Origin of the sequence: Methylorubrum suomiense (genome assembly GCF_022179765.1) — a bacterium.
In the GTDB taxonomy this organism is placed as follows: domain Bacteria; phylum Pseudomonadota; class Alphaproteobacteria; order Rhizobiales; family Beijerinckiaceae; genus Methylobacterium; species Methylobacterium suomiense.
On sequence record NZ_BPRE01000006.1, the window covers coordinates 301,564 to 316,238 of the forward strand.

Below are 14,675 nucleotides of genomic sequence, written 5' to 3' on the forward strand. Positions count from 1 at the left end.
TCTTGTCGAAACGGGATTGCGGCCGCTTCGCCAAAAATATCAATCTCCTCAAGACCCGTTCGATAGATCAACTTTCTTCGCATCCCAGAATCATTGGGATACGGCTCTCTTGCTCGGGCGTTCCCGACCCTTAGCTTCCCGGCTCCTCTCGAACGGGTGGTTTTCGGATGGCAGGAACGTCCTCGGCCGTGGCCGCACGGCTGACCAAGCTCGGTGAACCGCGCGCCCTCGCGGTCGCGGGTCTCGGCGGGCTCGCCGTGGTGGCGGTGGCGCTCCTCCTGGTGCGGTACGTGCCGGCGGATCAGGGCCGTGCGGCCCTGCACGCCCTGGCCGAAGGCCTGTCGAGTCGCGGCTTCTGGAGCGCGGCCGCCGTCGGCCTCGCGGCCCAGACCGTCGACGGGGCGCTGGGCATGGCCTACGGCATCACCTCGACGACCTTCCTGCTCTCGACCGGGGTGCCGCCGGCCGCGGCCTCGGCCTCGGTCCATGTCGCCGAAATCTTCACCACCGCCTTTTCCGGCGCCGCACATTGGCGCCTCGGCAACGTGAACGGCCAGCTGTTCCGCCGCCTGCTCATCCCCGGCGTGATCGGCGCGATGGCGGGCGCCTATGTCCTCACCGCCATCGACGGCGACGCGATCAAGCCGTTCGTCTCGGTCTACCTGCTCGGGATGGGCCTCTACGTCCTCGCCAAGGCCTTTCGAACCATCCGGCCGCGCCGGGAGCCGCCGAAGGCGGTCGTGCCGCTGGCGCTCACCGGCGGCTTCGTCGATGCGGTCGGCGGGGGCGGCTGGGGGCCGGTGGTGACGACCTCGCTGGTCGGCAGCGGCCAGGAACCGCGCACCGCCATCGGCTCGGTCAATGCCGCGGAATTCTTCGTGGCCGTGGCGAGCGGCCTGTCACTGACCCTGCTCGGCGGCCTGACCCACTGGACCACCATCGCCGGTCTCGTCGTCGGCGGCCTGTTCGCCGCCCCCATCGCCGCGACGCTGGTGCGCGTGTTGCCGGCGCGCGTGATGATGGCGGTGGTGGGCGCGCTGATCGCCTCGCTCAGCGCCTACAGCCTCGCGAAGCTCGTGACCTGAGACGCTGTTCGACCGGCGCCTCCATCAAACCACCTCATCCTGAGGTGCCGCGCCAGCGGCCTCGGCTGAGCGTCTCAGGACGAGGCTGGGGATTTGGCGGCAGGCGAGGGGGCGCATCGATCCGGCTTCGAGAGTGCCAGTGGACCTGACTTCGAGGGGAAGGCTCCTTGCCTAACCCGCCCGCGTCGTCTCGGCGAGCCAGTCCACCACCGCGTCGAGCGCTTGGCGGTTGCTGGTCTCGCCGCCCCGGGCCGCCTCGAAGGCGGCAATCTGGCGCTCGGCGCTGGTGCCCTCGGCGACGATCCGACGGGCATCAGCGACCTCCTCCGTGCAGCCGAGCGCCTCCGCATCCTCCGCGATCAGCGAGAGCAGCGTGTCGAGGGACGCGGCGAAGGGGAAGGCCTCTTCCGACGCCTCGTCGATCAGCTCCGCCTCGGTGCCGCTCCGCTGGGCCCGCCACAGGTTCTCGGCGGCGATGGCGCGGGACACGCCGGTGAGCCCCGCATGGATATCCGGCCGCCGCTCGACGAGGCGCACGAGGCACCGGAACAGGGCCGCGATGACGATGGCGTCGGCAAGCCGCGTGCAGGAATCGGCGATGCGCAGTTCGAGGGTCGGGAACTTGATCGAGGGCCGCAACGACCACCACAGGAAGCTCGCATCCTGGATCGAGCCGGCCTTGGTCATGATGCGCACGTAGCGCTCGTAGGCGGCGGCATCCCCCATCAGTTCGGGTAGGCCGGTGCGGGGCAATTCGCCGAAGGCGCTGAGGCGATAGGCGGAGAGCCCGGTCGGCTTGCCCTGCCAGAACGGCGAGGAGACCGAGAGCGCGAACAGCAGCGGCTGGAACGGCAGCAGCCGGTCCATCAGCCCGACGCGGGCCTCCGGATCGGCCACCTCGACATGGACATGCATGCCGCAGATCAGGCTGCGCCGCCCGGCGAGGCCGACATCGCGCAGGATGCCGCGGTAGCGGTCGCCCTTGGTCGGCAGTTGGCGCGCCCAGTCGGCGATGGGATGGGTGCCGGCGGCGAAGACGAGAAGGCCGTGCTCGGCCCCGATCTCGGCCAGTTGCCGACGCTGTTTCAGCAACGCGGCATGGGCCTCGGGGAATTCGGTCGAGGGCGGGGTGCAGACCTCGACCTGACATTGGAGGAGCTCGCGGCCGATCTCGGGCAGGCGCTCGCCGGCCTCGACATGGAACGGTTTGACGGACCGCCGGGGCGTGCCGCGCGTCTCCGCATCGGCGAGGAAATACTCCTCCTCGATCCCGAACCGGTACGGGACTTCCGAGGATTTCCGGGCACTCATCCGCCGTCTCCGAACCATGGCCGCGGACCGCGCGGGTGCCCTAATATGGTGCGGAAGGCGCGAGCGTTCCCTTGGGCGCGTTCGACGCAGCATCGAGCCCGGACATGCGCCGGGCGATCCGGTCCGAGATTCGCCTCTCCGAACGGGATGGTTCGATCCGGCGGGCGCTTACGCCGTCCGCAGCGGCCCACCGACCAGCCAGGCCGGATCGAACCAGCGATCCGCCTCACCGTCATAGGGCAGGCGGGTGACGTCCCAGTGCTGGATGTACTTCGCGTAGACGTTCCACACCGCGATGCCGCCGCCGACGAAGATGCGCCGGCCCGGATAGCGCTTGAGCACGTCCTCCGGATTCTCGTGCGAGCGGATCACGTCGATGGTGCGGTCCTTGAACGCGAATTCGGGCACCGAGGCCACCGTCTTCGGGCCGGCGATCAGCACGTGGCCCATGGTCAGCGCGAAGAACCGCGTCACGTCCTCCACGAAGAGCGGATCGGTGTTGCCCTCCCAGGGCAACTGCCCGTTCAGGCCGAGCTGGCCCCGCTGGCCGATGGCGCAGATGCAGCGGACGTCGATCATCGCGAACCTCGAAGAGAAACCGGAAGCGATGATCCCACATCATCGTCTTCTGCCCGCGCGACGGCGCGGCGGCGGTCATCCGCCGGACGCGTCGGTTTCGGTCGAAGACCGGGACCGACGCAATAGGGAACAGCGGGCTCCGCCCGAATCCCGCCGGGGCCTGAGGCCCCGGCCCCCCGTCACTCGGGGGCGCGGAAATTCAGAACCCGATCGCTCGGGAAATCGTAGAGGCGGCCGGTCTCGTTCCATGCGGGGGACGAGAGGCGCACGAAGTGGGGCGCCAGTTCCTCGGGCGTGCGCAGGGTCTCCGGATCCTCGCCCGGCATGGCGGAGCGGCGCATCGCCGTGCGCAGGGGCCCCGGATTGACCAGCATTGCCCGGATCGGTGTCGTCTCGGTCTCGGAGGCGTAAGTGCGCACCATCGCTTCCAAGGCCGCCTTGGTGACCGCGTAGGGCCCCCAATAGGCCCGCGCCTTGTGGGCGGCGCCCGAACTCACGAAGATCGCCCGGCCGGCATCGGACCGTTGCAGCAGCGGATCGAGCGAGCGGAGCAGGCGCCAATTGGCGGTCACGTTCACGTCGAGGGTTTGCTGCCACACCTTCGGGGTGATGTGGGCGAGCGGCATCAGCGCGCCGAGCACGCCGGCATTGCCGAGCAGAATGTCGAGCTTGCCGAAGCGCTCGTTGAGCGCCGCGCCGAGCCGGTCGATGGCGTCCCAGTCGGTCAGGTTCAGCGGCACCAGCGTCGCGGAGGAGCCCGCCGCGCGGATCGCGTCGTCGACCTCCTCCAGGGCGCCCTGGGTGCGGGCCACCGCGACGACATGCGCACCGGCCTCGGCCAATGCCAGGGCGGCCGCCCGACCGATGCCGCGCGAGGCGCCGGTGACGACCGCGACGCGGCCGTCGAGGACCTTGTCGGCCATCTTGCTCAATCCGCCTCGGCCAGCATCGCCAGCCGCTTCGGCCCGGCGATGGCGAGATCCGTCAGCGCCGTCGGGTACTGACCGGTGAAGCAATGGTCGGTGTATTGTGGGCAGGCCTCGTCGCGGGCGTCCTCGCCCATCGCCCGGTAGAGACCGGGGATCGACAGGAAGGCGAGCGAATCGGCGCCGATATAGCGGCGCATGCCCTCGAGATCGTGGGTCGCGGCGAGCAGCTTCTCGCGCTCGGGCGTGTCGATCCCGTAGAAATCCGGGAAGGTGATCGGCGGCGAGGCGATGCGGAAATGCACCTCGCGGGCGCCCGCATCCCGCATCATCTTGACGATCTTCACGGAGGTGGTGCCGCGCACGAGGCTGTCGTCGACGAGCACGATGCGCTTGCCCTCGATCGCCGCGCGGTTGGCGGAATGCTTCATGCGCACGCCGAGTTCGCGCACCGTCTGGGTCGGCTGGATGAAGGTGCGGCCGACATAATGGTTGCGGATGATGCCCATCTCGAAGGGCAGGCCGGCCTCCTGGGCGAAGCCGAGCGCCGCCGGCACGCCGGAATCCGGCACCGGCACGACGATGTCGGCCTGCGGCGCCGCCTCGCGGGCGAGCTCGCGGCCGATGGCCTTGCGCACGGCGTAGACGCTCTTGCCGTTCACCACCGAATCCGGCCGGGCGAAGTAGATGTACTCGAAGATGCACGGGCGCATCGGCCGCTTCTCGGCAAAGCGGATCGACTCGATCCCTTCCTCCGAGATCACGATCACCTCGCCGTTCTCCACGTCGCGGATGAAGCGGGCGCCGATGATGTCCAGCGCGCAGGTCTCGGAAGTCAGGATGTAGCGCCCGTCGAGTTCGCCGAGAACGAGGGGGCGGATGCCCATCGGGTCGCGGGCGCCGATCAGCTTCTTGTTGGTCAGCGCGACGATGGCGTAGGCGCCCTCGATCCGCTGCAGCGCGTCGATGAAGCGCTCGACGATGCGGGGTTTGCGCGAGCGGGCGGCCAGATGCAGGATCACCTCGGTGTCGGAGGTGGATTGCGTGATGGCGCCGTCCTGCACCAGTTCCCGGCGAATCGAGAGGGCGTTGGTCAGGTTGCCGTTATGCGCGACGGAGAGCCCGCCGCCGGCGAGTTCGGCGAAGAGCGGCTGGACGTTGCGCAGGATGGTGCCGCCGGTGGTCGAGTAGCGCACATGGCCGATGGCCGAGCGGCCGGCGAGGCGCTCGATCGTGCCGCGATCGGAGAAATTGTCGCCGACCAGGCCCTGGCGGCGCTCGGAGTGGAACACGCCGTCGTCGTAGGAGACGATGCCGGCGGCTTCCTGGCCGCGGTGCTGCAGGGCGTGGAGCCCGAGCGCCACGATGGCCGAGGCGTCGTCGTGCCCGTAGATGCCGAAGACGCCGCATTCCTCGCGAAGCGTGTCGCCGTCGATGTCCCAGTCGTGGGCATCGGCGCTCGCGCTGACTGCTGACATGTCGCTCTCGAAATCCTGGCGGCGCGGGCGGCTTGCGCGGCCCCGCATCCGGCACGGCGGGAACGGTCGGGACCGGACCGTTCGGGTCCGGGACCGTCGTGAAACCGTTACCTATGCGGGGATCGCACCGCAACCAAGAGCCATTCCAGCATATCAGCGTTTCGGCGCAGGCGCCGTCGGGCCCGCATCGCTGCGGCGCTGGGCCGGCAGATCGGTCTCGGGCGGGGGCTCCTCGGCGGGGGCATCCTTGGGTTTGCGCAGCTGCTTCAGGAAGCCTTCCGGATTGTCGGGAAGCTGCGCCACCAGCGCCTCACCCGAGCTCTCGAGCAACGGCTTGCTCTTCGCCTGGGCGGCCCAATCGGGCACCTTGCCCTGGACGAGCCAGGCCAGGAACACCCAGCCGATCACGCAGATCAGGAAGCCCCGGCCCGCCCCGAAGACGAAGCCGAGCGAGCGGTCGACCGCGCCGATGCGCGAATCGAGCACGAGATCGGACACCTTCACGGTGACCAGGGAGACGACGATCAGGGTGCCGATGAAGATCGCGCCGATCGAGGCGACGAGCGCCACGGTGTCGCTGGAGACGTGCTGCTTGACGGTCGGCAGCAGCATCGGATGCAATGTCCAGGCAAGGGCGGCCGCCGCCACCCAGGCGATGATGGCGAGTACCTCGCGGGTCACGCCGCGCACGGCGGCGAGCAGCGCGGATACCAGCACGATGCCGAGCACCACGAGGTCGAGGACGGAGAACGGCATCTGTGGATACGCTGGTCCGGGGCGGAAGACGAAGGCACGGCCGCGACGGCTCCCCCGGACCGCGCGCCCTCAGTCGTTTGTACCGATATACCCCGGCCGCACACGGTCGTCACCTTCGCTCCGGGTGCCCTCGCGCGGGGATCGCTAGGACGTGGATCTTCCCTCCGCCCCGCCCGTCACCCCGCCCCGTTTCCTGGTGCCGATCGCCGGTCTGTTCAGCGGGGTCCTGATCATCTCGCTGATCCTGGCGGGCAAGATCGCCGAAATCGGCGGTGTCACCTTCACGGCGGCCGTGATCGTCTTCCCGCTCTCCTACCTGTTCGGCGACGTCCTGACCGAGGTCTACGGCTACGCGAGCGCCCGCAAGGTCGTCTGGGCGGGCTTTGCCGTGCAGGTGATCTGGATCGTCAGCTACGGGATCGCCGCGGCCCTGCCGCCGGCGCCGTTCTGGACGCATCAGCAGGCCTTCGAGACGATCCTGGGTGCGACGCCGCGCCTCGCACTCGCTGGCATGGGCGCCTACCTCGTCGGCGAATTCCTCAACGCCTACGTGCTGGCCCGCCTCAAGCTGGCGCTGGCGGGCCGCTTCGTGGCTTTTCGTCTCATCGCCTCGACGGTGGTGGGACAGGCGGTCGATTCGGCCCTGTTCCTGACCTTGGCCTTCGCCGGCACCCTGCCTCCCGCCGAGCTGGTGCGGCTCGGGGTCTCGGTCTGGCTGCTCAAGGTCGGTTGGGAGATCCTGGCGCTGCCGCTCAGCCTGCCGCTGATCGCCTGGCTCAAACGGGAGGAGGGCCTCGACGCCGACGACCGGGGGACGGATTTCAACCCGTTCCGGCTGCGCGCGTGACGAGGCCGCGCGCCGTTCCGGTCCTGGAGCATCGGCCTTTTGCCGGAAGCCGGCTCTCACCTTTCGGGCCGATCCTCCAGGCCGTTCCCGTGATAACCCGGTCTCTCCGCGATCATGGGGCGACGATGCCGATTTCGAACGACACCCTCCGAACCGGTCCCGGGTTCTCGCTCCGCGGATGGCGCGGCCTCGGCCCTGCCGCGCTGGCCTTGTCGCTCGCATCGCTTCCGCTGCGCGCGGAACCGTTCAGGCCCGTGCCGCGGGGCGACGGCGCCCCCCTCGAGGTGCTCGACGGTCCCATCCCCGGCCGGATCCGCGACGGCCTCGCGATCCTGACGCCGGGGGGCATCGTGATGTCGAAAGGCCTGTCGCCCTTCGACGCGTCGATGGCCGGCATCAAGAATCCCGACGCCATCATGCTCGGCGTCGGCAACCGGATCTCGTTCTGCCCGGCCCTGTCCTGCATCCGGGGGCCGGCCGACGGGCGGATCGATCCGGCCTTCTTCGATCACCAGCGCACCTCCCTGCTGATCTCGGCCCGGACGAAGCTCGACAATGCCGCCGAGGAGCAGACCCTCGCGGTCACGACAACGATCGGCACCGGCCGGCAGAAGGCCTGGGCTGCCAGAACGCCGTTCGGCCTCGGCGACAACGTCTCGAACGGCAACGCCACCTACCGGGTCGTCCAGGCCGGAACCTCGGGACCCCGGAATCCGCTGCCCCCGTCGCGTCCCGCCTCGGCGCCGTTCACGGTCACCGACGGATCGGTCACGTGGCTCTGGATCAACGATGCGCACATCGCCGCGAAGGTGGGCAGCTACTTCGAGACCGAGGTGGTCGAGGGGGCGGGCGCTGCCTGGAACGCGGCGTTCAACTATCACCTGCTCACGCCGCCGATCGTGGGCGGATTCTATCCCAACGTGGAGTTCGATTACGGCAACGATTCCGGCCGCGACTGTCCGCTCGGCATCGATTGCACCAACCTGCGGGTGGCCGCGAGCGGCAAGTCCATCACGACGAACCTCGCCATCGTCGGCAACGAGACGGCGGCGAACGGGTATTCGACCCTCTGGGGAATGCGCCTGAACGGGGACGGGCTCGCCTCGCAATCGGCCATCGAGGTCGACGCGGCCTCGCCCGTCGGGATCGGCTTCGGCCTGTCCGGGCTGGGGGGACAGTCGCACGCGATCGCGACCATTCAGGACAGCTCCACGGGTCCCGTTTCCTACCTCGTCTCCGGCGCCCACACGACGGCGAGCTTCCTCGACGATTCGTCCGCCCCGGTCTCGCTCAGCATCGGTGGCGCGAAGTCGGTGGCCGGCATCCGCGAAGGCTCGCGGAGCCCGACCGGCATCGCCCTGCAGGGCAGCTACGGCGTGGCGCAGATCAGCGGGAACGGCTGGTCGGTCGATCCGCGCGGGCGCATCACCACCCGGGGCGGCGTGGTGGAGAGCGCGCCCGCAACACCCGCCAGCAGCGCGGCTCCCTGCACCGTCGGCGAGCGCGCCTGGGACGCGCAATTCGAGTATCGCTGCGTGGCGGCCAACCGGTGGAAGCGGGCGGCCCTGCAGGATTTCTGATCCGCGGGCGCCCCGCCCCCTACATCTCGTCGTCGTGGCGCACGGCCCGCGGCCGCCCGCCCCCCCGCCGCGGCGCGCCGGAGGCGATGCCGGCGACGAGATCGGCGATGTGGCGGAGCGCATCGGTCGGCAGCGCCCGGTCGCCGGTCTCGCTGCGCCCCTGCGGCGTCACCGCCTTGCCGAAGCCGAGCTTGAGCGCCTCCTTCAACCGGGCCGGCGCCTGCGAGACCGGACGCACCGCCCCCGACAATCCGAGTTCGCCGAAGAACACCGAGTCGGAGGGCAAAGCCGCCCCCGACAGCGAGGAGACGAGGGCGGCGGCAACCGCGAGGTCGGCGGCGGGCTCGGAGATGCGCAGGCCCCCCGCGACGTTGAGATAGACGTCGTGGCCGCCGAGGCGGATGCCGCCATGGGCCTCCAGCACCGCCAGCACCATCGACAGGCGGTTGGGATCCCAGCCGACCACGGCGCGGCGCGGCATGCCCAGCGACGAGGGCGCCACCAGCGCCTGGATCTCGACGAGGAGGGGCCGCGTGCCCTCCATCCCGGCGAAGACCGCCGTGCCCGGCGCGGCGTGATCGCGACCGGCCAGGAAGAGGGCGGAGGGGTTGGGCACCTCGGCGAGCCCCGCATCGGTCATCTCGAACACGCCGATCTCGTCGGTCGGGCCGAAGCGGTTCTTGACCGCGCGCAGGATGCGGAAATGGTGCCCCTGGTCGCCCTCGAACGAGGCGACCGCATCGACCATGTGCTCGACCACCCGCGGTCCCGCGATCTGCCCGTCCTTGGTGACGTGGCCGACGAGGATCACCGCCGTGCCGGTCGTCTTGGCGAAGCGGATCAGGGCCTGGGCGGACGAGCGCACCTGCGTGACCGTGCCGGGGGCCGATTCCACCGTCTCGGTCCACATGGTCTGGATCGAGTCGATGATGGTGAGCGCGGGCGGGTGTCCCTGCGACAGCGTCTCGACGATGTCCTCGACATTGGTCTGGGCCGCCAGCTCCACCGGATATTGGGCGAGCCCCAGCCGCTCGGCCCGCAGGCGCACCTGCCCGACCGCCTCCTCGCCGGAGATGTAGGCGACGCGCGCGCCGGTCTTGGCCATGGCGGCGGAGGCCTGCATCAGCAGGGTCGATTTGCCGATGCCGGGATCGCCGCCCAGCAGGATCACCGAGCCGCGCACGAAGCCGCCGCCGGTGACGCGGTCCAGTTCATTGATGCCGGAGGCCGTGCGCGGCGCTTCCTTGGCCTCGCCGGTCAGCCCTTCGAGGGGAAACACCCGGCCCCGCGCCCGCGACGGACGGGTCGCGGCGGGCCCGGATTGCGGGCCGGCGGCGGCGGCCTCCTCCTGGATCGTATTCCAGCCGTTGCAGGCCTCGCAGCGCCCGCGCCAGCGATTGTAGACCGCCCCGCAGGACTGGCAGACGAAGGTCTGTTGGATCTTGGCCATACGGGGCTCGAGGCAGGGGGCGCGCCGGATCTCCCACCCATTCCCCCTCATCCTGAGGTGCCGCGTAGCGGCCTCGAAGGAGAGCTCCCGTTCGCGCGCGATCCCTGGAGCCCTCCTTCGAGGCTCAGCCTTCGGCCGAGCACCTCAGGACGAGGGGGTGGGTGGGAGAGATCGATCACTCTACATAATTACGAACATAACGAGAACCCAGCCCGGTCAGGATCTCGTAGCCGATCGTGCCCGCCGTCTGTCCGACCGTATCGATGTCGAGCCGATCGCCGATCAGCGTCGCCGTGCCGCCCCGGCGGGCGGCGGGCGCGTCGGTGACGTCGAGGATGATCAGATCCATCGAGATCAAGCCGAGGATCGGGCAGGGCACGCCGCCGACGAGCGCACGGCCCCGGCCGCTCGCCGCGCGGGGATAGCCGTCGGCGTAGCCGAGGGAGAGGGTGGCGAGGCGGCGCGGGCCGGGGGCGGTCCAGCGGGCATTGTAGCCGCAGGTCTCGCCGGCCTCGACATGGCGGATCTGGAGGATCGTCGCCTCCAGCCGCACCACGGGCCGCATCGGGTTCGGACGGCCCGGCTCCGGATTGCCGCCGAACAGGGCATAGCCCGGGCGCAGCAGGTCGTAGCGCGTATCGCCCGCGAGCCAGGTGCCCGACGAGTTGGCGAGCGAGGCGCGCGCACTCGGGAATGCCGCACGAAGACGAGCGAAGTCGGCGGCCTGCCGGACGTTGATCGGGTCGGCGGGACACTCGGCACTGACGAGGTGGCTCATCACGAGGTCGATGCCGGCTTGGCCGATCACCGGATCGCCCGCGAGCTCCAGCGCCTGCGCCACGGACAATCCGAGCCGGTTCATGCCGGTATCGACGTGGAGCGCCGCCGGAAGGCGCCCGTCCGAGACGGCGGCCCATTCGGCCAGTTCCTCCCGGTCGCCGAGAACCGGGCGCAGGGCGTGCCCGGCGAAGGCCGCCCCCGCGCCGGGGGGCAGACCGTTGAGGACGTAGATCGCCGCCTCCGGCAGGAGCTTTCGCGCGGCGATCCCCTCGGACAGGTGGGCGACGAAGACGGTGCGGCAGCCGGCCCTGGCCAAAGCGGGGGCGACCGCCGCCAGGCCGCAGCCATAGGCATCGGCCTTCACCACGGCGCCGCACTCGGCGTGCGGGGCCCGGGCTGCCAGCGCGCGCCAGTTCGCGACCAACGCCGCGAGATCGACCGTCAGGCGCGCGCCGTGACCGGGGGACAGGTCCGAGGCGATGATTAGGCCTCCCCGCCCGGGAGCGGCCAGGGCACTGGCCGAGTCATGACGACATCGAAAGTGTAGGGGCACTCGGCGGGGAAGATGCTCTCGTCGAGGCCGGTCTCTCCGGCCGCATCGATGCGGGCACGACGATACGCCTTGGCAACGGCACCGGGCACCCTGCGGGAGAGACTCGGATGGCGCTCCAGAACGTCCTCGATGTCGAGACGGCCATTGCGAATCGATAGATGCCAGCTCCTGCTGCGCCGCTCCGGCTGATACTCCCACTTCAGAAGATGCATCAGCGTGATCCGCAGCGCGCTCTCCATTCGGTTGTAGATCGCGCCGCCCAAGTCCTCGATCTCCTCGGCCAGATTGAGCGCGTCGAGGGCGGAGAACTGCCCGCGCCGCAGGGCGAGGGCCTGCTCGTAGGCCCAGGCATAGAGATCCCGGTCAAGATGATCGGAACCCGAACGGGCGTGAGCAGCCTCGGCGAGCCGACGCGCGAGGGGCTCTGCGAACGCCGAAGAAGGAGCCTCTGAAGCAAGTGCGATGAGATAGCGATTGGCTGGACCACCGTCCGGCGCGACATCGCTGACCTTTGGCAAGACCGACACGGGCGAGACGGGGCGCCCCTCTTCAAGGAGGCGGCCCACAACCTCGAACACGCCGCGATGAAGGTTCTGGGTCCAATCCTCGTCGCGCAGGATCGCCGCGATCCGACCATGGGTCGTCGGATCGGCCAGCATCAGGCCCACAAGCAACCGCTCGGCCTCGAAAACCTCGTTGAGCGTCGGCGGCGCGGGCGGGCGCGCCTGCGTTGCGAGAGCCACGGGCTGCTCCGATCGATCAGGACCGAATGATCCTATCACATCTGCTCGGGCATCCGATCACTCTGCGCCAGGTTCGAGAACCGGGTGATGTTGGCGTCGAATTGCAGCTCCACCGTGCCGGTCGGGCCGTGGCGCTGCTTGCCGAGGATGACCTCGGCCTTGCCGTGGACGCGCTGCATCTCCTGTTCCCAGGCGAAGAACTCCTCCGTGCCCTCGCGCGGCTTCTTGTTGCCGACGTAGTATTCCTCGCGGAACACGAACATCACGACGTCGGCGTCCTGCTCGATCGAGCCGGATTCGCGCAGGTCGGAGAGCTGGGGCCGCTTGTCGTCGCGGTTCTCGACCTGACGGGAGAGCTGGGACAGGCCGATGATTGGCACCGCCAGCTCCTTGGCGAGCGCCTTCATGCCGGTGGTGATCTCGGTCATCTCCTGCACGCGGTTGTCGCTCTTCTTGCCGGAGCCGGAGAGCAGCTGGAGATAATCGATGATCAGCAGGTCGAGGCCCTTCTGCCGCTTGAGCCGCCGGGCGCGGGCCGCGAGCTGGGCGATGGAGATGCCGCCGGTCTGGTCGATGTAGAACGGGATGGTCTGCATGTCCCGCGCGGCGTCGGTGATCTTGTAGAAGTCCTCGGGCCGGATGTCGCCGCGGCGGATCTTGTAGGAGGGCACGCCGGATTGCTCGGCGATGATGCGGGTGGCGAGCTGCTCGGCCGACATTTCCAGCGAGAAGAAGCCGACGATGCCGCCGTTGACGGTCTGCATCGTGCCGTCGGGCTGCTTCTCGCCGCGATAGGCCTTGGCGATGTTGAAGGCGATGTTGGTCACGAGCGAGGTCTTGCCCATGGCCGGGCGTCCCGCGAGGATGATGAGATCCGACGGCTGCAGGCCGCCCATCTTGGCGTCGAGATCGGTCAGCCCCGTGGAAATGCCCGAGAGCTTGCCGTCGCGCTGGTAGGCCTTGGCCGCCATGTCGATGGCCGCCGTGAGCGCGTCGGAGAATTTCTGGAAGCCGCCGTCATACTTGCCGGATTCGGCGAGCTCGTAGAGACGGCGCTCGGTCGCCTCGATCTGGTCGCGGGGCCGCGACTCGACCGGGGCCTCGTAGGCGCCGTTGACCATGTCCTCGCCGATGGTGATGAGGCGGCGGCGGATGGCGAGATCGTAGATGGTGCGGCCGTACTCGCCCGCGTTGATGACGGTTGTGGCTTCCGCCGCGAGGCGGGCGAGGTACTGCATCGGCGTGACGCCGCCGAGATCCGCGTCGCCCAGATAGGTCTTGAGCGTGATCGGCGTGGCGAGCTTGCCGGCCTTGATCAGCGTAATCGCGACCTCGAAGATCTGGCGGTGGACCGCCTCCATGAAATGCTCGGGGAGCAGGAAGTCCGAGACGCGGTAATAGGCGTCGTTGTTGACCATGATCGCGCCGAGCAGGGCCTGCTCGGCGTCGATGTTGTGCGGCGGCACCCGGTACTCGGCCTGGACCGCTTCGAGCTTGGCCGCGAGGGCGTTGGGCAGGGCCATGGCGTCTCACGCTCCGTTGCCGCGGCCGCGATCGGCCGCTGGTTTCCATGCCCGCCGGACCATGCGCCGGGGTGGTGAATTTTTCTTGAGAATCATCTCGGATCTCGGATCCAAGACGATTCTCTCGATCTCTGTGCCGCATCGGCCTGTCCGAAAGCCGGTCCCCACCTTTCGGGCCGATGCTCTAAGCCACCGCCTGCGAGACGACTGCAGCACACGTGCCACGGTCCCTCAAACGCACGACGCCCGCGGCTCCCGGTGAGGGAATCGCGGGCGCCATGCTGGAACGAATTGAGAACAAGTCAACGCCGAAGCCCGGCGCATCCCCGTTCTCCACCGCCGAACGCATCGGTTTCGAAAGGACAGGTCCTTTCGTGGGTTCAGGTCAGAACCCTGGCTTGAAGGGGGACCGGGGCTCCGCCCCGATCCCCCGCCAAAGGAATGATCCTTCTGGAAACCCGAACTTAGCCGCGGTCGTCGGCGCCTTCGCCGGCATCGGCGAGGGCCTGGCCGACTTCGAGGCCGAGATCGTCGAGGTTGAACTGCTCGCGCTCGGTGACCGACTCGCCGCGGGCCTGACGCTCGGCCTCTTCCGGCGAACGGGCGACGTTGACGGTGACGTTCACCTCGACCTCGGGGTGCAGCGTGACCGGCACGGTATGCAGGCCCAGGGTCTTGATCGGCTGGTTGAGCACGAACTGGCCGCGCTCGACCGAGAAGCCCTCCTTGGTGACGACATCGGCGAGATCGCGGGTCGAGACCGAGCCGTAGAGCACGCCGGTCTCGCCGGACTGGCGGATCAGCACGAAGCTCTGGCCATCGAGCTTCTCGGCGACGGTCTGGGCCTCGTTGCGACGCTCGAGGTTGCGGGCCTCGAGCTGGGCGCGCTGGGTCTCGAAGTGCTTCTTGTTGTTCTCGGTCGCGCGCAGGGCCTTGCCGCGGGCGAGCAGGAAGTTGCGGGCGTAGCCGGGACGCACGTTCACGGTCTCGCCCATCTGGCCGAGCTTGGCGACGCGTTCGAGCAGGATGACTTCCATCTGACTTCTCCTTGAGTGGGTTGGAAG

Annotated in this window: 13 protein-coding genes; 3 read left to right on the forward strand and 10 right to left on the reverse strand. The window is 69.3% G+C overall.

Features of this window, described 5'->3' with window-relative positions:
- Positions 1 to 167: 167 nt before the first annotated feature.
- Entirely contained in the window at positions 168 to 1,085 is a 918-nt protein-coding gene (locus MFF26_RS11960; RefSeq protein WP_137830947.1) for a sulfite exporter TauE/SafE family protein, read from the forward strand.
- A gap of 171 nt (positions 1,086 to 1,256) precedes the next feature.
- On the opposite strand, the gene MFF26_RS11965 is transcribed toward MFF26_RS11960, so the two are convergent.
- From MFF26_RS11965 to MFF26_RS11985, 5 genes are all read right to left on the reverse strand, one after another.
- Positions 1,257 to 2,396, reverse strand: a complete 1,140-nt coding sequence (locus MFF26_RS11965) for a carboxylate-amine ligase (RefSeq protein ID WP_137830948.1) — start codon at positions 2,394 to 2,396, stop codon at positions 1,257 to 1,259.
- 168 nt (positions 2,397 to 2,564) lie between these two features.
- Positions 2,565 to 2,975, reverse strand: coding sequence for a dihydrofolate reductase (locus MFF26_RS11970; protein ID WP_137830949.1), 411 nt, complete (start codon positions 2,973 to 2,975; stop codon positions 2,565 to 2,567).
- A gap of 179 nt (positions 2,976 to 3,154) precedes the next feature.
- Positions 3,155 to 3,898, reverse strand: coding sequence for an SDR family NAD(P)-dependent oxidoreductase (locus tag MFF26_RS11975; RefSeq protein ID WP_137830950.1), 744 nt, complete (start codon positions 3,896 to 3,898; stop codon positions 3,155 to 3,157).
- Between the two features lie 5 nt (positions 3,899 to 3,903).
- On the reverse strand, positions 3,904 to 5,379 hold the full coding sequence (purF, locus tag MFF26_RS11980) for an amidophosphoribosyltransferase (RefSeq protein ID WP_137830951.1): 1,476 nt from the start codon (positions 5,377 to 5,379) through the stop codon (positions 3,904 to 3,906).
- Between the two features lie 153 nt (positions 5,380 to 5,532).
- A complete protein-coding gene (locus MFF26_RS11985; protein ID WP_137830952.1) occupies positions 5,533 to 6,135 on the reverse strand; it encodes a CvpA family protein in 603 nt (200 codons plus the stop codon).
- A gap of 151 nt (positions 6,136 to 6,286) precedes the next feature.
- Between MFF26_RS11985 and MFF26_RS11990 the strand changes: the two genes are divergently transcribed.
- Both MFF26_RS11990 and MFF26_RS11995 read left to right on the forward strand, forming a co-directional pair.
- A complete protein-coding gene (locus MFF26_RS11990) occupies positions 6,287 to 6,982 on the forward strand; it encodes a queuosine precursor transporter (RefSeq protein WP_137830953.1) in 696 nt (231 codons plus the stop codon).
- A gap of 254 nt (positions 6,983 to 7,236) precedes the next feature.
- A complete protein-coding gene (locus MFF26_RS11995) occupies positions 7,237 to 8,562 on the forward strand; it encodes a hypothetical protein (RefSeq protein ID WP_238308021.1) in 1,326 nt (441 codons plus the stop codon).
- Positions 8,563 to 8,581: 19 nt separating this feature from the next.
- Here MFF26_RS11995 and radA read toward each other — a convergent pair whose 3' ends face one another.
- The 5 genes from radA to rplI form a co-directional block, all read right to left on the reverse strand.
- On the reverse strand, positions 8,582 to 10,012 hold the full coding sequence (gene radA, locus MFF26_RS12000; RefSeq protein WP_137830954.1) for a DNA repair protein RadA: 1,431 nt from the start codon (positions 10,010 to 10,012) through the stop codon (positions 8,582 to 8,584).
- Between the two features lie 175 nt (positions 10,013 to 10,187).
- A complete protein-coding gene (alr, locus tag MFF26_RS12005) occupies positions 10,188 to 11,276 on the reverse strand; it encodes an alanine racemase (RefSeq protein WP_171015542.1) in 1,089 nt (362 codons plus the stop codon).
- Entirely contained in the window at positions 11,276 to 12,088 is an 813-nt protein-coding gene (locus tag MFF26_RS12010) for a DUF29 family protein (protein ID WP_137830955.1), read from the reverse strand. The genes alr and MFF26_RS12010 overlap by 1 nt, the downstream gene beginning before the upstream one ends.
- 35 nt (positions 12,089 to 12,123) lie before the next feature.
- Positions 12,124 to 13,611 (reverse strand): replicative DNA helicase, encoded by a 1,488-nt coding sequence (locus MFF26_RS12015; RefSeq protein WP_137830956.1) that lies wholly within the window; start codon positions 13,609 to 13,611, stop codon positions 12,124 to 12,126.
- A 464-nt stretch (positions 13,612 to 14,075) separates the two neighbouring features.
- On the reverse strand, positions 14,076 to 14,648 hold the full coding sequence (gene rplI, locus MFF26_RS12020) for a 50S ribosomal protein L9 (RefSeq protein ID WP_137830957.1): 573 nt from the start codon (positions 14,646 to 14,648) through the stop codon (positions 14,076 to 14,078).
- Between the last annotated feature and the right edge of the window lie 27 nt (positions 14,649 to 14,675).